This is a genomic window from Novosphingobium profundi (assembly GCF_020524485.1).
In the GTDB taxonomy this organism is placed as follows: domain Bacteria; phylum Pseudomonadota; class Alphaproteobacteria; order Sphingomonadales; family Sphingomonadaceae; genus Novosphingobium; species Novosphingobium profundi_A.
On the sequence record NZ_JAIVLF010000007.1, the window covers coordinates 73,911 to 98,752 of the forward strand.

Sequence of the window (24,842 nt, forward strand, 5' to 3'; positions counted from 1 at the left end):
GCCTGAGCGCCCCGCCCCAGCCAACACCCAAGCCAAGGAAACTCCCCATATGTGCGGCATTGCCGGTCTCTGGACCCCAGCGGGCTATGACCAAGACACGCCCCGCCACGCCGAGGCGATGGCCGACCAGTTGGAACATCGCGGCCCCGACGGGCGCGGCTTCCATTTCGATGCCGCAAACGGCCTTGCCATGGCGCACACGCGGCTCTCGATCATCGGCCTTGCCGCCGGGGACCAGCCGCTCCATGGTCGCCGCGACGATGGCACGGACGGGCTCGCCGCCTCGGTCAACGGCGAGTTCTACGACTACAAGCGCCTGCGCGGCCTGTTGCGCACCGACGGCTTCCAGTTCTCGACCAGGTCCGACAGCGAGATTGCGCTGAAACTCTACGCCAAGCACGGCCTCGATTTTGTCGAGCACCTGCGCGGCGAATTTGCCTTTGCCCTGTTCGACGAGGAGAGGCAGCGCCTGATCCTGGTGCGCGACCGCTTCGGCATCCGCCCCCTCTTCGTTCACCACGGGCCGCGCGGGATCGTCTGGGGCAGCGAGATCAAGGCCCTGCTCGCCCACCCGGACGTGCCCCGCGATGTCTGCCCCAAGGCGCAGCTGCACCAGATGATGCAGGTCATGGTGCCGGGGATGACGCTCTATCAGGGTATCCGTGCGGTGAAGCCGGGCACCATGCTCATCATCGAGAAGACAGGCGATGGCGTGTCGGTGCGCGAGGAGCGCTACTGGGACGCCAATTTCCCGCACGAAGGCGAGCACGACGTCAAGAGCGATGACGACCACATCGAGGCGGTGCGCGCGGCGCTGGTCGAATCGATCACCTTCCGGCTCGAATCCGACGTTCCGGTCGCCTGCTACCTTTCAGGCGGGATCGACAGCTGTTCGATCCTGGGCATGGCCGCCGCGATCCAGCAATCGCCGGTCAAGGCCTTCACCATCTCCTTCGACGATGCCCGCTACGACGAGGCCCATATCGCGACCGAGATGGCGCAGATGGCGGGCGCCGATCAGGATATCCTGAAGCTCAAGGCCGAAGACCTCTACGGGGCCAACTTCGAGGACGCGATCCGCTATTCCGAGCGGACCTTCTACAACACGCTGGGCGTCGCCAAGATGCTGATGAGCAAGCACGTACGCGAGGTCGGCTACAAGGTCGTCATCACCGGCGAGGGTTCGGACGAGCTGTTCGGCGGTTATGCCCAGTTCAAGGCCGACCTGTTCCTGCACGATCCCGAATACGCGGCCACTCCGGCGGCGCAGGAGATGCGGGAGAGGAATGCGCTGTTCTCGGGCTCGGTTCTGGCCGAGGAGACGATCAGTCATCCGGCCTTCGAAGAGGTCATGGGCTTTACCCCCAGCTGGATCCAGCCCTGGATGCTCACCCTTGAACGGGTCAAGCCGCTGCTCTCCGAGGAGTTCAAGGCGAAGCTGGGGGACTACGACCCCATCGCCGCCATCGCGCACAGCCTTGATCCGGCCATGCTGGAAGGCCGCCATGTCCTCGACAAGGTGCAGTATTCCTGGATCAAGACGATGCTGGAGGGGCAGATCCTGAACTGGGGCGGGGACCGCGTGGACATGGCCAACAGCCTCGAGAGCCGCCCGGCCTTCCTCGACCACCACGTGGCCGAACTTGCCATGCGCATCCCCCCGCAGGTGCGCGTGCGCGGCGGCGTCGAGAAGTGGGTCGTGCGCGAGGCGATGAAGCATGTCCTCCCGCGCGTCCTTTACGAGCGCGAGAAGTTCGCCTTCATGGCGCCGCCCGCGCACACCGATGCGAAGAAGACCGCCGAGATCGACAAGCTGATCGCGCGCTGGCTATCGCCCGAGCGCCTGGCCGCCAAGGGCCTGTTCGATCCCGCCAAGCTGGGCGCGGCGATCGCGGACACCCGTGCCTCGGACGACCACGCGCAGAACACGCGCATGGACATCATCCTCAACCACGCCATCGGCCTTCACGCGGTGGAAGAGCTTCTGGCCTAGGCGTCCTCAGCCCTCCAGCGCCTCGGCGCCGACCGGATCGCGGTAGGCGCCGAGCGTTGCGATCAGCGCGACGACGACGACAAGCGCAATGGCCGAGGCGAGCAGCGCGAAGTGGTAGCTACCGGTCACATCGACCGACCAGCCAAACGCGGCCGGGCCGAACGCGGCGCCAAAACTGAACATGCCCAGCACCACGCCATAGGTCGCGCCGTAATTGCGCAAGTGCGCATAGCGCCCGGTGAAGTAGGCGAGCATGTCGACCTCGGCGCCCGCAGCCAGGCCCAGCATGAGCGCGGCGGCCGTCACCGGCCCGCCAAAGGCGAGCAGCAACGCGGCCACCACCGGCGAGAGCAGGAACAGCGCGGCCACGAACGGCGCGTGAAAACGGTCGAAGAGATAGCCCACGATCACGCGGGCGAAGATCACGGCAATGCCGATCTTGGCGGCGACCTGCGCGGCTTCGGCGGCTGGCATGCCCCGGTCCACCACCATGGGCACCAGATGGACGATGAGCCCGGCGACGAAAAAGCCCAGAAGCACGGCGATGCCCACGATGGTCAGCGTCTGGCGGTTGACCTCGAACCGGCCGCGTACCTTGGGCTCGGCACTCGCCGCTGGAGCCGGAGCCTTTTTTTCGCGCGGCATGAGGAGGCTCACCGGAAGGCCCACGACAAGGATCGTGGCACCCATGGCGAGCGCCGCAGTGCGCCAGCCGCTCGAGGCAAAGATCGGCCCCAGCAGCGCAGGCGCGAGGAAGGCGGCGAGCCCCGAGCCCATCAGCATGAGGCCGAGCGCAAGCCCACGCCCGGCATCGAACCTGGCCGAAACTGCACGCGCCCAGATCGCGGGCGTCGTGCCGCATCCGGCGAGACTGACCAGGAGCCACAGCCCCCACCACATCGCCACCGAATCCCCGGCGCGCGAGAGGAGCACGAAGCCGATGGGCGCCGCGATATAGCTGGCAATCGCGATCATGCGCACGCCGTAGCGGTCCGCGAGGCGCCCGACGATCGGCGCGGAGAGGAAGATGCCCAATTGCTCGAAAGTGGCCGCGCCCGAAGCCGCCGCGCGGCTCCAGCCGAACTCTTCCTGCACTGGCGTGACAAAGAGGCCCAGGGCATAGAAACCGATGCCCATCATGCCCACGCCAATGGCAAGCCCTGCGGCCACCACGGTCAGCCAGCCTTCTGCAAATTCGCGCCGCACGGCGCCGGAAAGGGAACCACTCATCCCGGCACCTTGTCGCAGCGCAGCATCAAGGGCAAGCGCTCCCTGCCCGCGCTGCTCGCTGGGCGGTCAGGGACGATTGGTCAGGAGGCGGGCGCTCCCAGCGCGTCAGACCCGCTCGGTCTGCCCGGCCTCTTCCAGCGCGCCCTCGTTGCAGGCAAGCTCGCACACGCATTCGTAGAGAAGCCGCGTGCCGCGCTCGCAATCGACCCAATGCGTCCATTCATCGGGCGCGTGGCTCACGCCCTTTACAGACGGCACGAAGAACAGCCCCGCGCGCGAATGCTCGCAGAAAAACTGCACATCGTGGCCGGCGCCCGAGGGCATGATCTTGTAACTGTAGCCCAGCTCCTTCGTCTTGCCCTCGATCAGCGACATAAGCCCCGTGTCGCAATAGGCCGGGGCCAGCCAGGACATCTGCTCGTATTCGAAGTGCAGCTTGTTGCGCCGCGCGATGGCGGCCAGCACCCGCTCGCAGGCGCTCGCCAGCGCCTTCATCTTTTCGTGGTCGAGGTCGCGCCCGACAATGGTGAAGTCGACCTCGCCCGGCACCGTGTGCGGGAAGCCGGGCTTGCAGTTGACGTGGCCGATGGTGATGCGGCTCTTGCCGGTGCCTTCCTCTTCGATGATGCGCGGGATCTCATGCGCGAAATCGGCCATGCCCATCAGCGCGTCGGCGCGCATGTTCATCGGCGCGGTCCCGGCGTGGTCCGCCTTGCCGATGAGGCGCACCATCCATTTGAAGACGCCCGAAATACCCTCGACGATGCCGATGGTGGTCTTCTCGGTATCAAGGACCGGCCCCTGCTCGACATGAAGTTCAAGGTAGGCCCGGATCGTCTCGGGCGGGCGGTAGGCGTGCATCGCGCGCGAGGGGTCGAGCCCGGCCTCACGCATGGCATCGACCAGTTTCACGCCGCGCTCGTCCGCCGCGGCATCCAGCCACTCACGCGTCAGGTGCCCGGTCATCGCCTGGGCGCCCAGCATGCCCCCGAAGCGCCCCTCCTCCTCGGCGGTCGCGATGACTTCGACCGGGTAGAGCGGCTCAATTCCGTTCGCCTTCATCGTGCGCACGACCTCGAGCCCGGCAACGACGCCCAGGACCCCGTCGAACATGCCGCTCGCGGGCACGGAATCGGTGTGGGAAGCGATGATGACGGCGGGAACGTCCTCGCCCCGACCGGCCGGATCGAAGCGGCCAATGGCATTGCCCGCCCCGTCCATGCGGTGGCTCATGCCCAGCTCTGCAAAGCGCGCGCGCAGCCATTCGCGCACCGCCATGTCCTCTGGACTGAAGCCCTGTCGATAGACGCCCCCATCGGCCTCATTGAAGCCGAAACGCGAAATGGCGGTGATGTCCCGCTCGATCCTCTCGATGCTGACGCTGGGCACGTGCGTCTCCCTTGTCCGGTATGGGCGGCGCGGATTGCCCACGCTCTGTTGGCGGGGAGACTAGACGCCACCACGGGGACGGGGCAAGCCGGGGAAACTGCAGCGCAAGGGACGAAGCCCTGCGGGTGCCTCAGCTCTGAACGTAGGAGAGAACCGTCTCGTTCAGCGAGATGGGATCAAGCTGCATGAACGGCACGACGGGTTCGAGCTGGTACTCGATCGCGATCTTGTCGAACTGCGCGCCGTCGCTGATGCCTCGCTCCAGAGCAATGCGCACGATGCCATCCTCGTTGAGGCCCGCCATTTCCTTGCGCACCTTGTCGGAGACCTGACGCTCGGTCGCGTCGGGATGGACGTTGGCGTAACGCACGCCCTCGCCCGCCGCATGACGGATCGCGCCGGTTGCCTGAAGCACGAGCGCAAACTGCAGGATGCCGATCATGAGCGCGGCCGCCACCGGCATGGCGAGGGCAAACTCGATGACCGAGGCGCCTTCACGGTTCGCGGCGAGGCGCTTCAAGCGGTGCAGGATCTTCACTGAATGCGCTCCAGACTGGTGCCTTCAAGGGTAATCGTCGAGCCCAGGACCTGCGATCCGAACAAGCTCGCCAGCTTCGACCAGTCGAACTGCATCTCCACCGTCTTCTCGATCGAGACCTGAACGTAGCGCGCCGATTCCTCGCCCGCCGCGCAGTAGGAATCGAACTGGTCCTTGCGCACCCCGTCACATTCGAGGAAGAGCTCGGCCGTCACCTGCCCGGCCTCGACATCGGCCGCGGCCATTGCCTCGGTGACGATATAGCTTGTGTCCGAACTCTGCGGACGCTTGGCGAGCACGAAGTCGGTGGTGCGCTGCGCGGCCAGTTCGACATCGATGCGCGCTACGACGAAACGCGAGACTTCGACCATGCCCGCCAGCACCATGAGCAGCAACGGCAGGACCAGCGCCAGCTCGATCACGCTCGCCCCGCGCCGGTCATGGCGCAGCGCGGCCAGAGCCTGGCGCAGGCGGACCATCCTCATTCGACCACCTTCACAACCGGGGCGGTGAGATCGAGGTTCGCATAGTCCACGGTGCAGTTGTTGTTGAGCGAGGATGTGCCGGCGAAGGTCACGTGGTTCGCGACAAGCAGCAAACACTCGGCCGACTGACCCGAGTTGCCGGTAAAGCGCACATCGCCATTGGGCATGTAGATGACACCGGTGAGGTCCAGCTCGCTACCGCCTGCAAAGTTGCTCTCACTGCTGGAGCCGATCTGGTCCTGGAAGAACAGGACGTTCTTCCAGGTCGGGCTCTGCGCCGCGCTGGGCGCGGTCAGGTCCATCGTCGCCCCGCCCGTGATCTTGACGAAGGCCGCGTTGCCCGGGCCGCCCCCGGTCAGGACAAACGTCACGCCGTCGCCGCTAACCGTTGCCGAACTCGCGACGTCCAGGCTGCCCCCGTCGATGATGTAGGTGCCGGGCGAAAGGGTCGTGTTGCCCTTCAGCGTCATGCCGTTGCAATAACGCCCCGGCGAAAGGGTCACGACGTCCTTGGGATTGTTGGAATACTTGGTGCGGGTGCAGCCTTCCGGTTCGCTAGGAACCTGGAGGTCGCGCCCCGCCAGCGGGTCCTGGATCGGCAGACCATAGGGCTGGAGGATCGCATCTTCGGGAATGTTGCGCGAGCTGGCATCGATACCGCCCACCGCGTGGAAGGTCGGCGCGTTGATCCAGCTGGTCCCGGTCAGGTCGATCGCGGCCTGGATGCCCGAGTTCGCGCCAACACCGCAGCCCAGATTGACGTCGGCGGTGCCCACCGCGCGCACGCCCATGCCGGTCGGGGCCAGCGCAATCACGCAGTATTCGCCCTCATCGGTGCGCGTGGCGACCGCACGCGCGCGAATGGTCGGCGCCACGTCGAGGAAGACGCTGGAGAACGGCAGCTTCTGACTGGTCGTTGCAATGACCTCCACCGCGCCCGTGTCCCCCGTATAGGCACCCGAATACGGTGGACTGCTGATCCGCTCGATGAGGACGTTGAGAGTGTTGTCCGCGTTGCGCCCGATTTCCTTGCGGGCCCCCGGCTCTGCGCCTTCGGCCTGAAGCATGCTGAGCGCGCCCGCGCGCGCGCCCGCATCGACGGCCTGCTGCAACTGGCGCTTCCACAGGTACCACTGCGCGGTATCGACCGCGAGACCTGCCGCGCCGATCAGGGTCACGAAGCCGATGCCGGTGAAAGTAAGAATACTTCCCGAGCGATCGGAGCGCAGGCGGGTCAGGAATGCCGGGTAAGGCATGGCGGTTCGCGGCTTTCGACTGTTGCAATCGAAATCACCCAAGCGCCCGCAAAGATAAGATCTTCAAAACTTACTTGGTTAATTTTGCAGAAACCACCCTATTGCGCTGGTGCGCCTTCCGGATTTCCATGTTTTAACTCCAATCAGCCCAAACGCGACAAAGTCCGGCCGGGTTCCCGCCCGGCCGGACTTTTCAAGAAGGGCAGACGATTCGCCCCTCTGCGGTAGATCAGCCGATTGTCGTGGGACGATAGGCCCCCTCGGACGATCCCGCCGGCTCCGCGCCGTCGTTGTCGGCCCCTTCCGGAGCGGCCGGGACGGGCATCACGCCTGCGCCCTGGACCATGTTCGAGAGCGTCGAGCCATCAAGGCCCAGCTCCTTCATCAGCCCGTCGATCATCGGCGCCTGCGCGCGGTAGGCAAGCGCGGCGCTGACCGCGTCGCTGGCGAGGTTGCCCGAGCCACCGACCGGAGCCCCGGCTCCGCCCACAGCGCCTGCGCCACCCTTCTGGGTGAGACCGTCGACCTGGACGATCTTGATCGAGTCGATCGCTTCGAGCGGCTTGGCGCTCTCACGCACGACTTCGGGCAGGACCTTCAGAAGCGCCATCTTCATCTGGAGCGAAATCTGCTCCGAGGAGAGGATGTTCGCCGCCTCGTTGATCGCACGCTGGCCAGCCGCTTCGACGTCCATGCGCACGCGCGCAGCTTCGGCCTTGAGCTTCTCGGCTTCCGCCTCACCCTCGGCTTCGCGGCGCACCGCTTCGGCCCGGTTGAACGCGGCTTCCTTTTCGGCCTCGGCCTCCACCTTGATGGCGATGGCCTGGCGTTCGGCTTCCTTGGCCGCCTCGATCAGCTCGATCCTCTTGAGACGCTCGGCCACTTCGGTCTCGCGGCTGGTCGTGACCTGCTCCTCGGCGGCAACCGCCTTGGCGCGGGCCTCGTCGGCCTGGCTCTTGGCCTGGCTTTCCTCGCGGCTCTTGTTCTGGATCGCGATCTGCTGCTCCTGGCGGGCGAGTTCGACGGCCTGGGCCTGCGCGATCTGCGCCTCCTGGATGGTGCGGTCGGCCTCGATCTGGCGACCATCGACCTGCTGCTTGGCCTCGATCCGGGCCTCGTCCGATTCCCGGGTGCGCTTGGCCTGCTCACGGGCAATTTCCGCCATCTGCTCGGCGCGGCGCATTTCCACCTCGCGCTCCTGCTCCAGGCGTGCAAACTCGTTGTCGCGCTGAATGGTGAGCGACTGGCGGTCGGCCTCCAGGTTCTTGGTCTCCATCTGGACCCGGGTGTCCTGCTCGATGTCGTTGCGCGTCTTCTTGCGCAGCTCGATCTGCTCGGTCAGCTTGGTGAGGCCTTCGGCGTCGAACGCGTTGTTGGCGTTGAAGTGCTCGATGGAGGTCTGGTCGAGCCCGGTCAGCGAGACCGATTCCAGCTCCAGGCCGTTCATCGCAAGGTCCGAGGAGGACACCTGCTGCACCTTCTGCACGAAGTCGGCGCGCTGCTCGTGCAGCTGGTTCATCGACATGCCCGCCGCGACCGAGCGCAGCGCGTCGACGAACTTGCCCTCGACCAGGTCCTTCAAGGCTTCAGGGTGCATGGTGCGCGCGCCCAGCGTCTGGGCGGCCATGGCAATGGCGCCGGCATCCGGGCGGACACGCACGTAGAACTCAGCCTTCACGTCGATGCGCAGGCGGTCGAGCGTGATGAGCGCGTCCCCGTTCTTGCGCTCCACGGCCAGACGCACGGTGTTCATGTTGACCGGCATGGTCTCGTGGAAGACCGGCAGCACCAAGGCGCCACCGTTCATCACGACGCGCTCGCCCCCCACGCCCGTGCGCACGAACGCGATTTCCTTGCTCGCCCGCTTGTACAGGCGCGCCATCACAATGCCGATCGCCATAAGCGCCACGACAACCGCACCGACCAACACGGCGATGCTGTAAAGCCCCGTCATTTCACTCTCTCCTTGAGCGGGATGCAGCGGATGGCCCTATGCCCCGCTCTTGAATTCATCCCAACTCAACCGCGCACGCGAAGACGCGGCTGAGCTCAAATGACTTCAATTTCGCATGCCTGCCAAGGCTATGTGGATAAAACACGGATCCAGGAAAGTTGCGCGCCACGCGCCGATCCGGTTTTTATGTGGTGGTGGCATCAAGCCCCTTCAAAGGCGATGCACATAGTCCAAACTCCTGGAAACAACGCTGCGGACAGCCCTTCGCCCCGCTCTCACAATTCATTGTTTCCCTTGGGACTTACATAGCGAAATCGCGATATGTTGCCTAGGAAAACCGGATTGTTGCGAGTCGATTGCAGGTAGCGCCCTGCGCGGCGCTCACCCCAGCCTGGGCAGGTAGTGGTCGCCGCGGGCGATGGCCTTGAACAGGTCGCCCTCGCGCCGCACGATAAGAACACGCTCGCCGGTGACGAAGGTCTGTCCGGCGTTGTCCGGTTCGAGCATGACGTGGTGGACCTGCCCGAAATGATCGAGGACCTTCGCCCGCGCGGGCGAGCCGGGCCTTGCCGTGCCGACCACGATCTCGCCTTCGCGCCCGACCAGCGAGGATCGGTCGATGGCCGAGGTCTCGTCGCGCGGCAGGAGGCGTGCCAGCGGACGCGAGAGCCCGCCCGTCAGCGGCAGCGCCGCGATGCCTGTGACCGGGCCGACCAGCCAGGGCGTCCAGGCCCCTCCGGTCAGCCCCGCAAGAAGCTCCTGCGCGCACAAGCCGAGGATACCAAAGACACTGAGGAGAACGGTCAGCCAGACCATGAAGGGTACCCGGCCCAGCCCGACCAGCGAGAGGAGGCCGGAATCAAGGTCGATATCGGCGTCCGCGTCCCCTTCGAGCGCATCGGCGAGGCCGAAGACCTGCACGAGCGCGAGGACAAGGACGACACCCAGCGCGGCCGAGAACGGCAGGTTCTCCCCCGCCGTCAGGAAGTCCGGCATCAGCCGGGATCCCTTGCGTCGATGTACTTGGTTTCGAGGAACCGGTTGCGCGTGGCCAGCGCGTCGACGTCGTTGCGCGAGAGGTCCTCGCTCATCGCCTCGATCTCATCGGAGATGACGCAGAGGCCGTCGATCAGCTGCTCGTTGGGCGACAGGCCCGAGGTGCCGGGCTTGGCGCGCAGCGAGGGCGGAATGCGGGTGTAGCTGTCGACCAGGCTGGGCAGGTGCTCGGAGAGGAGCTTGCGCACCTCGTGGGCGGCGGGCCCTGTCTCCTCCATGGTGGCGAGCTGGGGCGCGAGCTGCTCCAGATGCACGCCAATCATGTCGATGGCATCGACCGCCGCATTGGGGAGCGCGCGGCGCTTGCCCTCCAGCCAGATCTCGGTCGAGCCCGCCAGTTCAGCGAGTTCGGTCGCGTGCAGATCGCCCGCGCGCGTGCGCGGCGCGGAGGGGTAGATCGCGAGCAGGCAGAAGACGACGAAAGCGAGCAGCGTCACCAGAACCGTGGTCGCGAAGGTCAGGCCGCCCAGGATCAGCGCGGTCGTCAGCGCGGCCACGAAGATCGCGCCTACGGCCAGCACCGCGCGGCGCAGGCGGCGCAGGCGAAACGCCCAGCGCTCCTTCTTCGCGGTGTAGAGGCGCGCGGCGCGCTGGCGGCGCGCAGCCCGGACGATCTCCTTTGAAACCCGGCGCGCGGGCACCTGTGCCATGTCTCTCGTTCTCTCCTGCTGTCGTTACATGAGGACCCCTTGCAGGGCCTCCCGGCCTTACTTCTCGTCGAGCGCTTCCAGAAGGTTCTGCGCGGCCTTGGTATCGCCCTCGGCCAGCCCCTCGCTCTGGCCCTGCGCGCGGGCGATATAGGCCTTGGACCGGTCGATCTCCCCTTCGAGCGAGGTCACCGTCTGCTTCATGGAATCGAGCGCCTTGACCTTGAAGGTGTCGATCGAGTCCATCGTGTCGTAGATGTTCTGGAAAGCGCGGCTCAGCGTCTCCAGCGGAATGGTCGCGCTCGCAGCCTGCTCGTGGATGCGCGCGGTGTTGTCCTTCATCATCTGGCCGGTGCCCTCGATGATGTTGGCGGTCGTGGTGTTGAGCGCGGTGATCTGATCGAGAACGAGCTTCTGGTTCGCCATCGCCTGCGCCACGGTAACCGCGGTACGCAGCGCGCCCACGGTCGTGGTCGAGGCGCGGTCGACGCCCTTGATGAGCTCGACGTTGTTCTTCTTCACAAGGTCGAGCGCAAGGTAGCCCTGCACCGAGACCGCCATCTGCGTGAGCAGGTCCTGCGTGCGCTGGCGCACGTAGAACAGCGCGCTCTCGCGCACGGCCTTGGCCTTGGCGGGATCGCTGTGATCGAGATCGGCGGCCTTCTCCTCCAGCGCCGTGTCCAGCGCCTTGGACATCCAGATCATCTGTTCCAGCTTGCCCAGCGAAGCCCACAGGTTCTGGCGCTCGACGTCGATGGCCGCGTTGTCCATCAAAAGCTCGTCCTTGCCGTTCTGCAAACGGGTGAGGATCGCCGAGATATGCCCCTGCGCGCTCTGGTAGCCGTCGAAATAGTCGCGCAGCTTCGATCCGAAGGGAATGATGCCGAAGATCTTGCGCTTGGAGAGCAGGTCACCCTTGGTCGAGGGATCGAGGTCCTCGACCGTCTTTCTCAGTTCGGCCAGATCCGCGCCCACGCCGCTGTCGCGATCCATCGCGCGGATCGGGCGGTCGAGGAAGCGGTTGGAATGCCCGGCCGCCTCGGAGATCTCCTTGCGGCCCATGTTGGTGATCTGGTCGACGCGGCGGCCGAAATCGGGCGAACTGGCGTCCTGCGAGACAAGATCGGAGACGAATTCGTCCACGCGCACCTGCAGCTTGGACTTCTGCTCCTCGTTCACCGGCACGAGCCCGGCGGCCTTTTCAGCCTGCACGGTGGGCACGGGATCGGGCGGCGTCAGCTTGAGTTCGTCAGCCACAGCCGTGTCGGTCGTGCTCGCCATTCGTGAAAGTCCTTGTCCTGCATCTTACCCGGTACTGGACAGACAAGGTAGGTTTGGGCGCCCGTCTCTACAAGAAAAACCGAAAGCTGAGCGCCCTAGTCGTCGATGAAGGGGCCATGGCCGTCGACCTGCGTCATCAACATGGAATCGCCGCGTGCCACGACGCACAAGGTCAGTCCCGCCGCCTCGGCACGCCGCACCGCGAGATCGGTCGGCGCCGAGATCGTGACGAGGAGCCCGCAGCCCGCGCGCACCGTCTTCTCAACGAGTTCATAGGAGCAGCGCGAGGTCATGACGATAAAGCCTGCGCCCGCATCGCACCCCTCGCGCGCCAGCGCTCCCACCAGCTTGTCGAGCGCATTGTGGCGCCCGACATCCTCGCGCACGAGCAAGACCTCGCCCTCGCTCGTACAGAAGGCCGCCGCGTGGGTCGCGCGGGTGGCCTGTCCCAGCACCTGCCGTTCGCGCATCGCCTCCAGCGCCTTGCCGACAGCAGCGCGCGAAAGGCGTAAGGTCGGCTCCAGCACGGGGAGCGGGCGCAGCGCGGTCTCGATCCCGTCCATCCCGCAGATGCCGCAGGAGCTGTCCCCGATGCGGCGCCGCGCGCGCTCTAGGACCGGGCCGAGGCACTCGGACGGAAGGCTCACCCGCGCGACCATGCCCTGCCCCCAGGCGCCCTTGTCGACACGCGACAGCGCGATCTCGCCCACCTGCTCGGCCCGGGCCAGCCCTTCGGCCATGAGGAAGCCGGTCACGAAGTCCTCCAGATCGAGCGGCGAGGCCATCATGACGGCAAAGGCAATGCCGTTGATCTCGATGGCAACGGGGCATTCGATGGCCAGAAGATGCCCTCTGGCGCCTTCCGAAATCGGCTCTTGTGTGTAATCTGCACGCACAAGGAGCGCCTCAAGCGTGCCCGGGACGCCCTCGCTCATGGCCACAGGCTCCCTGCCGCAGCGATCAGAAAATGGCCGAAATGCATGGTTTCATCGCAATCTGCATACGCGTTTTCCACGGGCGAATCCCGCTCTGCGAGGCCCATCGTGCCAATTTGGCTTGCTTGGCGCTGTGGACTTACCCTAAACGGGCGCGCCAGATAAAGGGTCGATGGGCATGCCCCGCGGATTAAGATATGGCATTACCCGCATTCGCGGCGGCGTTTCCCACCCGACCGGACAAAGATTTTTCGCAAGAGATTGGTTGAACCCTACATGAGTTGGCTGAGCAAGGTCCGCAATTCGCTTTCGAGCCTGAACAAGCGTGACACCCCCGACAACCTCTGGATCAAGTGCCCGAGCTGCGGCGAGATGCTCTTCACCCAGGAGTTCGAGGCCAACCTCTCGGTGTGCCCGCGCTGCGAGCACCACGGGCGCATCACCGCCAAGGCCCGCTTCGAGCAGATCCTCGACGCCGGCTTTACAGTGCTGCCCACGCCCGAGGTGGAAGAAAACCCGCTGAACTTCCGCGACACCAAGAAGTACTCGGACCGCCTCAAGGCCGCCCGCGCGGCCAATCCCTATCCCGACGCGCTGACCAACGCCTCCGGCACGATCGACGGCCACAAGGCTGTGCTCGGCGTCCAGGACTTCAAGTTCATGGGCGGCTCGATGGGCATGGCCGTGGGCGAGGCTTTCGTCGCAGGCGTTGAAAAGGCGATTGCGCAGAAGTGCGGCTACATCATCTGCACGGCCGCGGGCGGTGCGCGCATGCAGGAGGGTATCCTCTCGCTCATGCAGATGCCCAAGACCACGGTCGCCACGCGCCGTCTTGCGGCTGCGGGCCTCCCCTACATCGTCATCCTGACAGACCCCACCACCGGCGGCGTGACCGCGAGCTACGCGATGCTCGGCGACGTCCAGATCGCCGAGCCCGGCGCCCTCATCGGCTTTGCCGGCCAGCGCGTCATCCAGGACACGATCCGCGAAAAACTTCCCGACGGCTTCCAGCGCGCGGAATACCTCCACGACCACGGCATGGTCGACATGGTGGTGCACCGCAAGGACCTCAAAGGCACGCTGGCACAGCTCCTCGGATACCTTGAACGAAAGGAAGCCCAGTGAATATCGACAGCGCCCTTGTCCGCGAGCTCGCAGAGCTCCTTGCGGAAACCGGCCTCTCGGAAATCGAGGTGGAGGACGGTGAACGCAAGATCCGCGTCAGCCGTCAGATGATCCAGCAGATGAGCGCGACGCTCCCCCCGGTGGGCTATCCCGCCGAGGCCCCGGCCGCTCCTGCCGCAGCTGCGCCGGCCGCAGCCGCCGCGCCCGCACCGGCGCCCGAAGCCCCCGTCGATGCGGTCAAGTCGCCGATGGTCGGCACCGCCTACATGTCGGCCGAGCCGGGCGCTGCGCCCTTCATCTCGGTCGGCCAGTCGGTCAAGGAAGGCGACGTCCTCCTCATCGTCGAGGCGATGAAGGTCATGAACCAGATCACCGCGCCCAAGTCGGGCACGATCAAGGCGATCCTCGTCGACAACCAGCAGCCGGTCGAATTCGACCAGCCGCTCGTGGTGATCGGCTGAGGTAGAGCGTTTCCATGGCCATTAAACGCCTCCTGATTGCCAACCGCGGCGAGATTGCGCTTCGCATCCACCGCGCCGCCCAGGAAATGGGCATCGAGACCGTCGCGGTGCACTCCACCGCCGACGCCGATGCCATGCATGTCCGCCTTGCCGACCATGCCGTGTGCATCGGTCCGCCGGCCGCCAAGGACAGCTACCTGAACGTCGCCGCGATCATCTCGGCCGCCGAGATCACCGATGCCGACGCGATCCACCCCGGCTACGGCTTCCTTTCGGAGAACGCCCGCTTCGCCGAGATCGTGGAAAGCCACGGCATCAAGTGGGTCGGCCCCAAGCCCGAGCACATCCGCACGATGGGCGACAAGGTCGAGGCCAAGCGCACCGCAGGGGCCCTGGGCCTGCCGCTGGTGCCCGGCTCGGACGGCGCGATCGAGGACTTCGACGAGGCGCGCAAGCTGGCCGAGGAAATCGGCTACCCGGTCATCATCAAGGCTGCCTCGGGCGGCGGTGGCCGCGGCATGAAGGTCGTGAACTCGGCCGAGGAACTGCAGAGCCAGATGGGCCAGGCCCGCTCGGAAGCGGCCGCTGCCTTCGGCGATGCGACCGTGTACATGGAAAAGTACCTCGGCAACCCGCGCCACATCGAATTCCAGGTGTTCGGCGATGGCGAGGGCAACGCGGTGCACCTGGGTGAGCGCGACTGCTCGCTCCAGCGCCGCCACCAGAAGGTGCTCGAGGAAGCCCCCTCGCCCGTCATCACCCCCGAGGAACGCGACCGCATGGGCGCGATCGTCTCCAAGGCGATGGCCGACATGGGCTACCGCGGCGCGGGCACGATCGAGTTCCTCTGGGAAAAGGGCGAATTCTACTTCATCGAGATGAACACCCGTCTCCAGGTGGAACACCCCGTGACCGAGGCGATCACCGGCGTTGACCTGGTGCGCGAGCAGATCCGCATCGCCGATGGCCAGGCGCTCTCGTTCACGCAGGACGCGATTGAGTTCAAGGGCCACGCCATCGAGTGCCGCATCAACGCGGAAGATCCCTGGAACTTCACGCCCTCGCCCGGCAAGGTCTCGAACTACCACGCCGCAGGCGGCATGAACGTGCGCGTCGATAGCGGGCTCTACGCCGGCTATTCGATCCCGCCCTACTACGATTCGATGATCGGCAAGCTGATCGTCTCGGGTCGCAGCCGCGCGGGCGCCATCATGCGCCTCAAGCGCGCGCTGGGCGAAATGGTGATCGAAGGCCCCAAGACCTCGATCCCGCTGCACCAGGCCCTGGTGGAGGACCCCGAGTTCAACGAGGGCGAATACACCATCAAGTGGCTCGAGGAGTGGCTGGCCAAGCGCGCCGGCTAAGCGAAAGCATGACCAAACCGATGAAATCCTACCTGGACTTCGAGAAGCCGATTGCCGAACTGGACACCCGCGTGGCCGAGCTGCGCGCGACCCAGGACGGCAGCAGCGACATCGACATCGAGGCCGAGATCGCCAAGCTCGCGGCCAAGAGCGAGGCCATGCTCGCCTCCACCTACGGCAAGCTGACGCCCTGGCAGAAGACCCAGGTCGCCCGCCACCCGCTGCGCCCGCATTTCGTCGACTACGTGGAGATGGCCTTCACCGACTTCGTGCCGCTGGGCGGGGACCGCCTCTATGGTGAGGATTGCGCGATCCTGGGCGGCTTTGCCCGCCTCAATGGCCAGCGCGTCATGCTCATCGGCCACGAAAAGGGCAACGACACGGCGAGCCGCGTCAAGCACAACTTCGGCATGGCCAAGCCCGAAGGCTACCGCAAGGCAATCCGCCTGATGGAGATGGCCTCCAAGTTCGGCCTGCCGGTCGTCACGCTTGTCGACACCGCAGGCGCCTTCCCCGGCATCGAGGCCGAGGAACGCGGCCAGGCCGAAGCCATCGCCCGCTCGACCGAGGCCTGCCTCGCGCTCGGCGTACCGATGGTCGCAGCCATCGTCGGCGAAGGCGGCTCGGGCGGCGCGGTCGCCATTGCCGCGGCCAACAAGGTGCTCATGCTCGAGCATTCGGTCTACTCGGTGATTTCGCCCGAGGGCGCCTCCTCGATCCTGTGGCGCACGCCCGAAAAGGCCGCCGACGCGGCCACCGCCATGAAGGTAACGGCGCAGGACCTCCTCGAACTCAAGGTCATCGACGGCATCGTCGAGGAACCGCTGGGCGGCGCTCACCGCGATCCGGCCCAGACCGCGAAGGCTCTGGCCAGCGCTATCGAGAAAGAACTCGCCAAGCTGTCCAAGCTCGGCGCCGAGGCGCTCGTGCGCCAGCGCGAGGAACGCTTCCTCGCCATCGGCTCGCTCTGAGAGCGGATCTGAACTGATCTACCCCGCGTGCCCGGGCCGCTGCGCAAGCGCCCGGGCCGCGATTTCGAGGGCCCCTGTCGGCCCCGCATCGTCTCCCAGCGCCGGCAGCACGATCCGCTGCGCCAGAACGGCGGGCGTCGCATCCTCCAGATAGCCGCACAGCAGATGCGGGACATGGTCGATTGCGCGTGCCAGCAGATGCCGCTGGCGATGGGTGCCCCCTCCCCCCACGATGATCCGCTGCGGCGCCAGTGTCAGCAGCAAGTGGACGAGCAGTTCGGCAAGATCCTGCGCGATCACCTCCCAGCGCGGATCGTGCGCGGGCACCTCGCCCGGATGGCAGCCCAGCCGCGCGGCGAGCGCAGGCCCGCTCAGCAGCCCCTCCACGCAGTCCCCGTGAAAACGGCAGGCGCCCGCAAAACCGTCCCCGCGCGCCCGGCGCAGGCGCAAATGCCCCAGTTCGGGATGCAGGCTGCCATGGACCGGATGCCCCTCGACCAGCACGCCGCCCCCGATCCCTGTGCCGATGGTGACATAGACAAGGCTGGTACAGCCCTTCCCCGCCCCATGCCGGTATTCGCCAAGCGCCGCGCCGTTGACGTCGGTGTCGAGTCCGACCGGGCAGCCCAGTTCCTGCGCAAAGGGCGCAAGCACCTCCGCCCCGCTCCACCCCGGCTTCGGGGTTGCCAGCATGCGTCCGAAATCGGCTGCGGCGCAATCGAGACGGATCGGGCCGAAGCTCGCAATCCCCAGCGCATCGAGCGCCCGCACGTCCTGCCAACCGGACAGAACCTCAAGCGCCTCTTCCAGAGTGGCTTCGGGATCGCGGGTCGCGAACTCGACGCGCTCGTCGATCCGCCCAGGCTGTCCCAGCACAACGACCGTCTTGGTCCCGCCCAGTTCGATTCCCGCCAACCTGTGCACGCGCCTTTTCCTTCCTGAACCGCCTCCGCCGCCCTGTGCGATTGGCTCGTAATCGGAGCCAAACACGTAGCTCTACGGAGCCTCGCCCGCACCAGACCTTGGTAGGCAATAACGATTGTAGCCATCGCACAGGCCGCGAGGGGAAGCAAAATGCGGGCAGGGCCACCACACGGGCCAGGCAGATCGTTTCAAGGTCCGGCGCGGCCCGATGGCCGTGCGATGGCCGACAGCGCGAGCGGGGCCCAGGGAAAGACCCGGCTTTCGCTTGCCCGTATCGTCGAACTGAACCTGGGCTTCTTCGGCCTGCAACTGAGTTTCGGCCTGCTGGTCGCCAACACCTCGCCCATCTTCCGCAGTCTCGGCGCCGAGGGAGGCGAGCTCCCGCTCCTGTGGATCGCGGGCCCCGTGACCGGAATGCTCGTCCAGCCCCTCGTCGGCGCGCTCAGCGACCGGACCACCTCGCGCTTCGGACGGCGAACGCCCTTTCTGGCGGCGGGCAGCGTGCTCGCCGCGGCCAGCCTGCTCGCCATGCCGCTAGCCCCAGCACTCTGGGTCGCGGTCGCCCTTCTCTGGGTGCTCGACACGGCCAACAACCTGGTGCTCGAACCCTACCGCTCAACCGTCGCCGACCGCCTGCCTCCCGACCAGCTGCCGCGCGGCTTCCTCGTCCAGAGCGCCTTTACCGGCGCCGCGCAGACGCTGGCCTACCTCCTGCCCTGGGCGCTCGCCGCGCTCATCGACCACCGGCTTGTCGATGCCAACGGCGTGCCGCTGACCGTGCGCATCGCCTTTGGCGCAGGCGCGGTGATAACGCTCTCCACGATCCTCTACTCGCTGCTGCGCGTGCCCGAACCCAGCCTCTCCCCCAACGAACGTGAGGCGCTGGTTCGGCTGCCCCGCCGCCCGCTCCTTGCCGAAATCTGGACGGCGCTGCGCACCATGCCCGCGCCCATGCGCCGCCTGGCGCTTCCCATGCTGTGCCAGTGGTACGCGATGTTCGTGTTCTGGCAGTTCTGGCTCGACGCCATCGCGCGCCGCCTCATGGGCACCCACGACCCGGCTTCGGACGCCTACCGCGAGGCAATCCTGCTCACCCAGCAGTTGGGCACGCTCTACAACGCCATCGCCTTTGCCGCCGCGCTCGCCCTGATCCCCCTCCTGCGGCGCTGGCCGATCCGCCCCGTCCATGCGAGCTGCCTTGCCCTGAGCGGCCTCTCCATGCTCCTTCTGGCCCGTGCCGGATCGGTGACCTCGCTGGCGCTCGCCATGGTCGGCATCGGGATCGGCTGGGCCGCCCTCATGGGCAACAACCACGCCCTGCTCGCACGCTGCCTGCCAGCGCACCGGATCGGCATCTACATGGGCCTGTTCAACCTCTTCATCGTGGTCCCCATGCTCGCCGAGACCGTGACCATGCCGCTACTCTACCGCCACCTGCTGGGCAGCGAACCATCGCAAGCGATTGTAATGGCGGGATTCATCATGATGGCCGGAGGCTTAACCATTTTTCTATCGGGGAACCCCAGCGTTTCCGCCTTTTTGCGACAGAATCGCAAGAAATAGCGTCGCGTATCTATCCGACTGACCAATAGGGTGCTACAAATGCCCACGATGGTGGAAAAATTGAGGAACGAGGCCGAGGCGGATTCTTCCGAACTCGCCCTCACGGAAGAGATCGAGGTGCGCACTCTCGCCGACCTCGCTCGCCTGGCGGGCGTTTCGGCGGGCACGGTGTCGCGGGCGCTGGCCGGCAAGGCGCTGGTCAATGCCGAGACTCGTGAGCGGATCCAGGCGCTGGCCCGCAAGCACGGGTTCCGGCCCAACCAGATGGCCAGCAAGCTGCGCTCGCGCCGCACCGGTGTCATCGGGGTGGTCATTCCCCTGGGGCACGACAAGCGCCAGCATATTTCGGACCCCTTCTTCCTGACTCTGCTGGGCGCCCTTGCCGACGAACTGACCGAGAGCGGCTATGACCTCATGCTCAGCCGCGCGATCCCCGACCAGACGAGCGACTGGCTGGAGCGCATGACCGGTTCGGGCATGGTCGATGGGGTCATCGTGATCGGCCAGTCCAACCAGTTCGAGACGATCGAGCGGGTGGCCCGCCACTACCCGGCCATGGTCGTCTGGGGCCATCACCGCGAAGGGCAGATCCACTGCTCGGTGGGCAGCGACAACTTCGAGGGAGGACGCCTCGCCGCCGAGCACCTGATCAAGAGCGGCGCGCGTCGTCTCGCGTTCCTGGGCAGCACGGTCGGCATCGAGATCGCCAAGCGCTTCGAGGGCACGCTGTCCGCTGCGCGCGCGGCGGGCCTCACCGTCACCCATCTCCCGGTCCACATGGCCCACGAACAGGTCTTTGAAGAAGTCTCTTCCGCGCTCGGTTATGGTAGCGGTATCGAATTCGATGGCATCGTGGCTGCCTCGGACCTCATCGCGATGTCGGCCCTGCGCGTCCTGTTCGAAAACGGGCACCAGGTTCCCGCCGAGGTGCAGGTGATAGGCTTCGACGACCTCCCGCTCGCCGCGCAGACCTTCCCACCGCTTTCCACCCTGCGCCAGGAGATACAGACCGGCGCACACCTCATGGTGGAGAAGCTCAAGGCACGGATCGCGGGTCAACCGGCGCCAAGCGAGGTCATGGCCCCCACGCTCATCCTCCGGGATTCTACGCGTTAGTTTGTAGAGCAAGTCTCGACGCCCCATTTTCGGGCCGCGCTCACCGTTCGGCGTGTCTTCCCGGCATCGCTTCGCGGTAATCTCGTCCGCAAGGGCAGACCATGCCTTCCGGTGTCGGGCGCCCCACGCTAGACAGCCTTGAGCAGGCGCCGCCCCGGATGGGCTCGACGCCGCACGGACCCCATGAGCAGGAATTGCCAAGACCCATGTTCGACGTCGCATGCTGATCGGGATTGACCTCGGGACGACCAACAGCGCGGCAGCGATCTGGCAGGACGGGACGGCTCGGCTGATCCCGGCAGGCGCCGATGGCGCGCTGCTGACCCCGTCGGCGGTAAGCTGTGACGCGGCGGGCGCGACCTGGGTGGGGACGCCCGCGCGCGACCGCCGGGCAGCCCATCCCGCCGACACCGCCACCAGCTTCAAGCGCGCCATGGGCACCAACACCCTGTTCCACCTTGCGGGCCGCGAATTTCGGGCTGAGGACCTCTCCGCGCTGGTCCTGCGCGCGCTTGTCGAGGATATCGCCGCCGAGACCGGCACCCGCCCCACCGAGGCGGTCATCACCGTGCCCGCCTACTTCAACGACCGCCAGCGCAAGGCCACGCGTCAGGCGGGCGAGCTGGCCGGGCTCACCGTACGCCGCCTGATCAATGAACCGACTGCCGCCGCGCTTGCCTTCGGCCTTCAGGACAAGGGCGACCGCGAGCCTTTTCTCGTCTTTGACTTGGGCGGGGGCACCTTCGATGTCTCCATTGTCGAGATGTTCGAGGGCATCGTGGAAGTGCGCGCCTCAGCGGGCGACAACCGCCTGGGCGGGGATGACTTCGACCGCGCGCTGATCGCGCTCGCCGCCCCGCGCCTCGATCCCGACGGACGCCTTGCCGCCCTCCCCGAGACACGGCGCGAGGCGCTCCTCGCCCGCGCCGCCGAGCGCTGCCGCAAGGCGCTTTCCAGCGCCGCTAAGGCCGAATTCACCGTCACGCTCGATGCCAAGACGCAGCTCTCCCTCCCTATCGGACAGGACGAGTTCGAGGCCGCCTGCGGCCCGCTCCTCGACCGGCTGCGCGATCCCATCGTGCGTGCGCTCCGCGACAGCGACATCGCCGCACACGACCTCTCCGAGATCGTGCTGGTGGGCGGGGCGACCCGCATGCCCGCCGTGCGCAAGGCGATCACCCGCCTCTTTGGCCGTTTCCCCAACGCCGCCGTCCACCCCGACCACGCGGTGGCGCTTGGCGCGGCGATCCAGGCGGGCCTGGCCGCACGCGATGCCGCCCTCGACGAGGTGCGGATCACGGACGTTTGCCCCTACACGCTGGGTGTCGAAGTGGCCGAGCCCAGCCCCAATGGCGGTCTCCTGAAGGGCCTGTTCTCCCCCATCATCGAGCGCAACACGCCCGTACCCGTAAGCCGCGTGCAGTCCTACTCCACGCTGTCGGACGGGCAGAAGCAGATCGAGTTCGGCATCTACCAGGGCGAGGCGCGCGAGGTCGCGCGCAACATTCGCCTGGGCGAAATCCGCATTCCCGTGCCCGCGCGCCCGGCGGGCGAAGTCGATGTCGACGTGCGCTTTTCCTACGACAGCTCAGGTCTTCTCGAAGTGGACCTGCACATCCCCCTCGACGACAGCCGCCACAACCTCGTCATCCTGGATGAGGAAGATCGCGAGGGGCCCGAGAGCCTGGCCGCCCGGCGCGAGGCGCTCGCCGCGCTGAAGTTCCACCCCCGCGAAGACGCGGCCAACATGGCGCTGCTCGCGCGCGCCGAACGCTGCTACGAAGACCATATCGGGCCCGTCCGCCAGAATCTGGGCCGCGCGATCAGCCGGTTCACCGGTATCCTCGACACCCAGGAACCCCGACTGATCGCCGAGGCCAGAGACCGGCTCAGCGCGCAGCTTGACGCCATCGAGGGCAGTGCCCCGCTATGAGCGAGACCTTCCCCTGGTCGGTGCTGGGCATCGCCCCGACCAGCGACCGCAAGGCGATCCGCAAGGCCTATGCCGCCGCCGTCAAGGCCATGGACATTGACGCCGAGGTCGACGCCTATGCACACCTTCGCAGCGCGCGCGACCAGGCGCTGGCGCTGGCCAGGGAAACGCCCGTGGACGCCGTTTCGCCGCTGGCCTTGCGCGACGTGTCCGAAGACGGTGGGGATCCGCTGCCGGGGGATGAGGGCGCTTCCTCGTCCAGCTCGGGGTTCTGGCCGCTGGCCGCCCCGCGCCTGCTGCGCCCGCTGGGCGAAGGCTCGGTCCGCACCGCACCTCAAACGCCCGAGCCTGCCCCAGGGCGCCCTTGCTTCGAGACGATCTTTCCCGACGCCCCGGCCGACACGCCGATTGCCGCCACGCTGGAGCTTGGCCCGCACCAAAGCCTCGCGGCGCCCACCCTTTCCGGTTACGGAGAGATCGAGGCCGCGCTGGGTCTGATCCCGGGACAGACTGCTTGCGAACGGCTCGAGGCCGTGCTCACCGAAAGCGACGATGCCGAACTGGCCGAGGCCGAACGCATCGTCGCACTGCGCGCGCTGCAGGCCGCGATCGGTGAAGCCCGTTCGGAAGGGATCGACCGGCAGGAGCAGGTTGAAGACTGGCTGGCGGGTCTTCTCGCCACCCACTGGCCGCGCTCGGCTCCGCTGCTCGAAACGGCAACGCAGGCATTTGGCTGGCACGAGGAGTGGCATCGCTTCGATGCGCGTCCTGCCGTGCGCTTCATCGGCGCGCGCCTTCGCGGTGCGCGTTTCCGGGCCCGCGTGGAAGACCCCGGGCACCGCTACCACGCCGCCTGGCGCGAGCTGAACCGCAAGGGGCCCGCCGGCCCCTTCCGCTGGCTGCGCGCCTCGCGCGATGATGTGCAATTCGTGCTTTCGGGCCTGCGCGCAAATTTCGCGCACCTGGAAGACGAGCTGGACCCGCGCCGGATCGCCTCGTGGAACCGCCCGGTAATCTGGCCACGCGTGGTCCTGGGCCTGTGCTGGCTCGCGCTTCTTGCCAATCTGCTGGGCCTGTCCTGGCCTTTCGTATCCCCGGCCTACGAGCTGCCCGATGGCACCCAGATCGAGCTTGCCGAGGACGGTCCGGGCCCCACGCTTTTTGGCGAATACCTCGAGACCGCGGTGGCCGAGAGCCTGGGACAGGGCCATGACTTGGCCTGGCTCTGGGACCGGGACGCCGAACTGGCCCGGCGCATCGTCGCGCAAGTGCGCGCCAGCCTGGACAGCGGAGGCGGCGCGGAGGGGGCCACCCGCGCGGCCGTCAACCTTGTGCGCGCAGCGACTCACGCAAAGGGCCACACCCTGAGCGGAGAGGCGCGCGAGGCCGCCATGCGCCTGCGCCTCGATCAGTTGCGCGCCGCCCGCGAGATGGCCCCGGCCACCTGCCTCACCCTGCTCCACGACGGGCAATTGCCCCAACAGGCGTCGGCTTTTCCCGAGCCGCTGCGGGCGCGCGAGCGTGCCGCGGCCGCGCGCCTTGCCGAAACCCCGCTCCCACCCGAGAACCCGGGCGAGGAGGATACCTCGGTTCCCATTCCCGGCGCTCTCATCGACGCGATCATCGCGCGCACGGGCCTTCCCGACGCGGCCGTGCGCGAGGCCCTGCAGAACGAGGGCGAGGATGCGCCCCGATGCGACGTGGCGATTGCGCTTCTGGCGGCGGCACTGGACTGGGACGGCGAACCCGCCACCCGCGAGGCGATCCTGCGCGCGCTCTGATCTGGCCCAAGGTTCCGGGCCAGATCCACGGCGCCGGAACACCTGTCGGGAACGCACCGGCTCGTTTTCACGTTCCCTCCCCATAGCCGCGCCGCGCGGCCGCAAGCGGGAGAGTGGACGTGACACCATCGCCGAGACCGCCGGAACGGGAGCCCCCCCGCGAAGCCCGCCCCTATGCGCTCTCGCTCGCTCTGCCCGCGACCTGCCTGCTGGCGCTTGCCGGAGCGGCCGTTTTCACCTTCCGCTCCAGCGCTACGGCGCAGGACCTGCCGCCCCCACCGCGTGAGGCGGGCCCGGTCCCCAGCGGCCTCCAGACCGCGGTCTTCGCCGGCGGCTGCTTCTGGGGCGTGGAAGCCGTGTTCGAACATGTAAAAGGCGTGCGCACAGTCACCTCGGGCTATGCGGGGGGCACCCGCGCGGACGCCAAATACCGCCGCGTCGCCAGTGAGAAGACCGGGCACGCCGAAGCCGTGCGCATCGTCTACGACCCCGAGGAAGTGCGCTATGGCCAGCTCCTCCACGTCTTTTTTGCCGTCGCCCACGACCCCACGCAGCTCAACCGCCAGACACCCGATGTCGGGCGCAGCTACCGCTCGGCGATCTTTCCCCAGACCCCGCTGCAGCGGCAGATGGCGCGCAGCTACATCGCCCAGCTCGACAGCGCGGGCACGTTCGGACGCAAGATCGCCACGAAGCTGGAACAGGGCGCGTTCTACAAGGCCGAGGACGTCCACCAGGACTTTGCCCGCAAGAACCCGCGCAACGCCTATATCGTGCGTTGGGACAAACCCAAGGTGGCCCGGCTCAAGCGCGAATTTCCCGCACTCTACACGCGCTGAA

Annotated in this window: 21 protein-coding genes; 10 read left to right on the plus strand and 11 right to left on the minus strand. The window is 66.9% G+C overall.

The genetic code is table 11. From position 1 onward, the window contains the following. The first annotated feature begins 49 nt into the window (after positions 1 to 49). Positions 50 to 1,993, plus strand: a complete 1,944-nt coding sequence (gene asnB, locus LC060_RS19135; protein WP_226638312.1) for an asparagine synthase (glutamine-hydrolyzing) — start codon at positions 50 to 52, stop codon at positions 1,991 to 1,993. A gap of 6 nt (positions 1,994 to 1,999) precedes the next feature. On the opposite strand, the gene LC060_RS19140 is transcribed toward asnB, so the two are convergent. The 10 genes from LC060_RS19140 to fdhD all read right to left on the minus strand — a co-directional run bounded on the left by LC060_RS19140 (position 2,000) and on the right by fdhD (position 12,764). Then, on the minus strand, positions 2,000 to 3,223 hold the full coding sequence (locus tag LC060_RS19140; RefSeq protein ID WP_226638313.1) for an MFS transporter: 1,224 nt from the start codon (positions 3,221 to 3,223) through the stop codon (positions 2,000 to 2,002). A gap of 105 nt (positions 3,224 to 3,328) precedes the next feature. Next, complete coding sequence (locus LC060_RS19145; protein WP_226638314.1) at positions 3,329 to 4,612, minus strand: Zn-dependent hydrolase; 1,284 nt, start codon at positions 4,610 to 4,612, stop codon at positions 3,329 to 3,331. 130 nt (positions 4,613 to 4,742) lie between these two features. Beyond that, positions 4,743 to 5,150 (minus strand): TadE/TadG family type IV pilus assembly protein, encoded by a 408-nt coding sequence (locus tag LC060_RS19150; RefSeq protein WP_226638315.1) that lies wholly within the window; start codon positions 5,148 to 5,150, stop codon positions 4,743 to 4,745. Beyond that, positions 5,147 to 5,635, minus strand: a complete 489-nt coding sequence (locus LC060_RS19155) for a TadE/TadG family type IV pilus assembly protein (RefSeq protein ID WP_226638316.1) — start codon at positions 5,633 to 5,635, stop codon at positions 5,147 to 5,149. The genes LC060_RS19150 and LC060_RS19155 overlap by 4 nt, the downstream gene beginning before the upstream one ends. Next, positions 5,632 to 6,891, minus strand: a complete 1,260-nt coding sequence (locus LC060_RS19160) for a TadE/TadG family type IV pilus assembly protein (protein WP_226638317.1) — start codon at positions 6,889 to 6,891, stop codon at positions 5,632 to 5,634. Before LC060_RS19160 ends, LC060_RS19155 begins: the two co-directional genes overlap by 4 nt. Positions 6,892 to 7,120: 229 nt before the next feature. Next, positions 7,121 to 8,791, minus strand: coding sequence for a flotillin family protein (locus LC060_RS19165; RefSeq protein WP_413465141.1), 1,671 nt, complete (start codon positions 8,789 to 8,791; stop codon positions 7,121 to 7,123). A 435-nt stretch (positions 8,792 to 9,226) separates the two neighbouring features. After that, complete coding sequence (locus LC060_RS19170) at positions 9,227 to 9,841, minus strand: YqiJ family protein (RefSeq protein ID WP_226638319.1); 615 nt, start codon at positions 9,839 to 9,841, stop codon at positions 9,227 to 9,229. Further along, the gene (locus LC060_RS19175) at positions 9,841 to 10,551 is read right to left on the minus strand and encodes a hypothetical protein (RefSeq protein ID WP_226638320.1); all 711 of its coding nucleotides are present in this window, start codon (positions 10,549 to 10,551) and stop codon (positions 9,841 to 9,843) included. Before LC060_RS19175 ends, LC060_RS19170 begins: the two co-directional genes overlap by 1 nt. Positions 10,552 to 10,608: 57 nt before the next feature. Next, positions 10,609 to 11,829 (minus strand): toxic anion resistance protein, encoded by a 1,221-nt coding sequence (locus LC060_RS19180; protein ID WP_039392609.1) that lies wholly within the window; start codon positions 11,827 to 11,829, stop codon positions 10,609 to 10,611. 95 nt (positions 11,830 to 11,924) lie between these two features. Beyond that, on the minus strand, positions 11,925 to 12,764 hold the full coding sequence (fdhD, locus tag LC060_RS19185; protein ID WP_226638321.1) for a formate dehydrogenase accessory sulfurtransferase FdhD: 840 nt from the start codon (positions 12,762 to 12,764) through the stop codon (positions 11,925 to 11,927). Positions 12,765 to 13,040: 276 nt separating this feature from the next. Between fdhD and accD the strand changes: the two genes are divergently transcribed. The 4 genes from accD to LC060_RS19205 are packed head-to-tail and all read left to right on the plus strand — an operon-like array spanning position 13,041 to position 16,685. Then, positions 13,041 to 13,889, plus strand: coding sequence for an acetyl-CoA carboxylase, carboxyltransferase subunit beta (gene accD / locus LC060_RS19190; protein WP_226638322.1), 849 nt, complete (start codon positions 13,041 to 13,043; stop codon positions 13,887 to 13,889). Then, on the plus strand, positions 13,886 to 14,350 hold the full coding sequence (accB, locus tag LC060_RS19195; RefSeq protein WP_226638323.1) for an acetyl-CoA carboxylase biotin carboxyl carrier protein: 465 nt from the start codon (positions 13,886 to 13,888) through the stop codon (positions 14,348 to 14,350). Before accD ends, accB begins: the two co-directional genes overlap by 4 nt. A gap of 14 nt (positions 14,351 to 14,364) precedes the next feature. Next, on the plus strand, positions 14,365 to 15,714 hold the full coding sequence (gene accC / locus LC060_RS19200; protein WP_226638324.1) for an acetyl-CoA carboxylase biotin carboxylase subunit: 1,350 nt from the start codon (positions 14,365 to 14,367) through the stop codon (positions 15,712 to 15,714). A gap of 20 nt (positions 15,715 to 15,734) precedes the next feature. Further along, positions 15,735 to 16,685, plus strand: a complete 951-nt coding sequence (locus tag LC060_RS19205; protein WP_226638325.1) for an acetyl-CoA carboxylase carboxyltransferase subunit alpha — start codon at positions 15,735 to 15,737, stop codon at positions 16,683 to 16,685. An 18-nt stretch (positions 16,686 to 16,703) separates the two neighbouring features. On the opposite strand, the gene LC060_RS19210 is transcribed toward LC060_RS19205, so the two are convergent. Then, positions 16,704 to 17,609, minus strand: coding sequence for an ROK family protein (locus tag LC060_RS19210; protein ID WP_226638326.1), 906 nt, complete (start codon positions 17,607 to 17,609; stop codon positions 16,704 to 16,706). 219 nt (positions 17,610 to 17,828) lie between these two features. On the opposite strand from LC060_RS19210, the gene LC060_RS19215 reads away from it, so the two are divergent. From LC060_RS19215 to msrA, 5 genes are all read left to right on the plus strand, one after another. Then, positions 17,829 to 19,172, plus strand: a complete 1,344-nt coding sequence (locus LC060_RS19215) for an MFS transporter (RefSeq protein WP_226638327.1) — start codon at positions 17,829 to 17,831, stop codon at positions 19,170 to 19,172. Between the two features lie 48 nt (positions 19,173 to 19,220). After that, positions 19,221 to 20,288, plus strand: coding sequence for a LacI family DNA-binding transcriptional regulator (locus LC060_RS19220; RefSeq protein ID WP_226638426.1), 1,068 nt, complete (start codon positions 19,221 to 19,223; stop codon positions 20,286 to 20,288). A 220-nt stretch (positions 20,289 to 20,508) separates the two neighbouring features. Next, the gene (locus LC060_RS19225) at positions 20,509 to 22,221 is read left to right on the plus strand and encodes an Hsp70 family protein (RefSeq protein ID WP_226638328.1); all 1,713 of its coding nucleotides are present in this window, start codon (positions 20,509 to 20,511) and stop codon (positions 22,219 to 22,221) included. Beyond that, positions 22,218 to 24,002, plus strand: a complete 1,785-nt coding sequence (locus tag LC060_RS19230; protein WP_226638329.1) for a hypothetical protein — start codon at positions 22,218 to 22,220, stop codon at positions 24,000 to 24,002. Before LC060_RS19225 ends, LC060_RS19230 begins: the two co-directional genes overlap by 4 nt. A gap of 191 nt (positions 24,003 to 24,193) precedes the next feature. Further along, on the plus strand, positions 24,194 to 24,841 hold the full coding sequence (gene msrA, locus LC060_RS19235; protein ID WP_413465142.1) for a peptide-methionine (S)-S-oxide reductase MsrA: 648 nt from the start codon (positions 24,194 to 24,196) through the stop codon (positions 24,839 to 24,841). Position 24,842 lies beyond the last annotated feature (1 nt).

Coding starts and splice junctions, on each gene's coding strand:
- LC060_RS19140 (WP_226638313.1), bottom strand. CDS start 3,223: ATGAGTGGTTCCCTTTCCGGCGCCGTGCGGCGCGAATTTGCAGAAGGC.
- asnB (WP_226638312.1), top strand. CDS start 50: ATGTGCGGCATTGCCGGTCTCTGGACCCCAGCGGGCTATGACCAAGAC.
- LC060_RS19155 (WP_226638316.1), bottom strand. CDS start 5,635: ATGAGGATGGTCCGCCTGCGCCAGGCTCTGGCCGCGCTGCGCCATGAC.
- LC060_RS19220 (WP_226638426.1), top strand. CDS start 19,221: ATGGTGGAAAAATTGAGGAACGAGGCCGAGGCGGATTCTTCCGAACTC.
- LC060_RS19180 (WP_039392609.1), bottom strand. CDS start 11,829: ATGGCGAGCACGACCGACACGGCTGTGGCTGACGAACTCAAGCTGACG.
- LC060_RS19170 (WP_226638319.1), bottom strand. CDS start 9,841: ATGCCGGACTTCCTGACGGCGGGGGAGAACCTGCCGTTCTCGGCCGCG.
- LC060_RS19215 (WP_226638327.1), top strand. CDS start 17,829: ATGGCCGACAGCGCGAGCGGGGCCCAGGGAAAGACCCGGCTTTCGCTT.
- LC060_RS19225 (WP_226638328.1), top strand. CDS start 20,509: ATGCTGATCGGGATTGACCTCGGGACGACCAACAGCGCGGCAGCGATC.
- LC060_RS19160 (WP_226638317.1), bottom strand. CDS start 6,891: ATGCCTTACCCGGCATTCCTGACCCGCCTGCGCTCCGATCGCTCGGGA.
- accC (WP_226638324.1), top strand. CDS start 14,365: ATGGCCATTAAACGCCTCCTGATTGCCAACCGCGGCGAGATTGCGCTT.
- fdhD (WP_226638321.1), bottom strand. CDS start 12,764: ATGAGCGAGGGCGTCCCGGGCACGCTTGAGGCGCTCCTTGTGCGTGCA.
- accD (WP_226638322.1), top strand. CDS start 13,041: ATGAGTTGGCTGAGCAAGGTCCGCAATTCGCTTTCGAGCCTGAACAAG.
- LC060_RS19230 (WP_226638329.1), top strand. CDS start 22,218: ATGAGCGAGACCTTCCCCTGGTCGGTGCTGGGCATCGCCCCGACCAGC.
- LC060_RS19165 (WP_413465141.1), bottom strand. CDS start 8,791: ATGGCGATCGGCATTGTGATGGCGCGCCTGTACAAGCGGGCGAGCAAG.
- LC060_RS19205 (WP_226638325.1), top strand. CDS start 15,735: ATGAAATCCTACCTGGACTTCGAGAAGCCGATTGCCGAACTGGACACC.
- LC060_RS19175 (WP_226638320.1), bottom strand. CDS start 10,551: ATGGCACAGGTGCCCGCGCGCCGGGTTTCAAAGGAGATCGTCCGGGCT.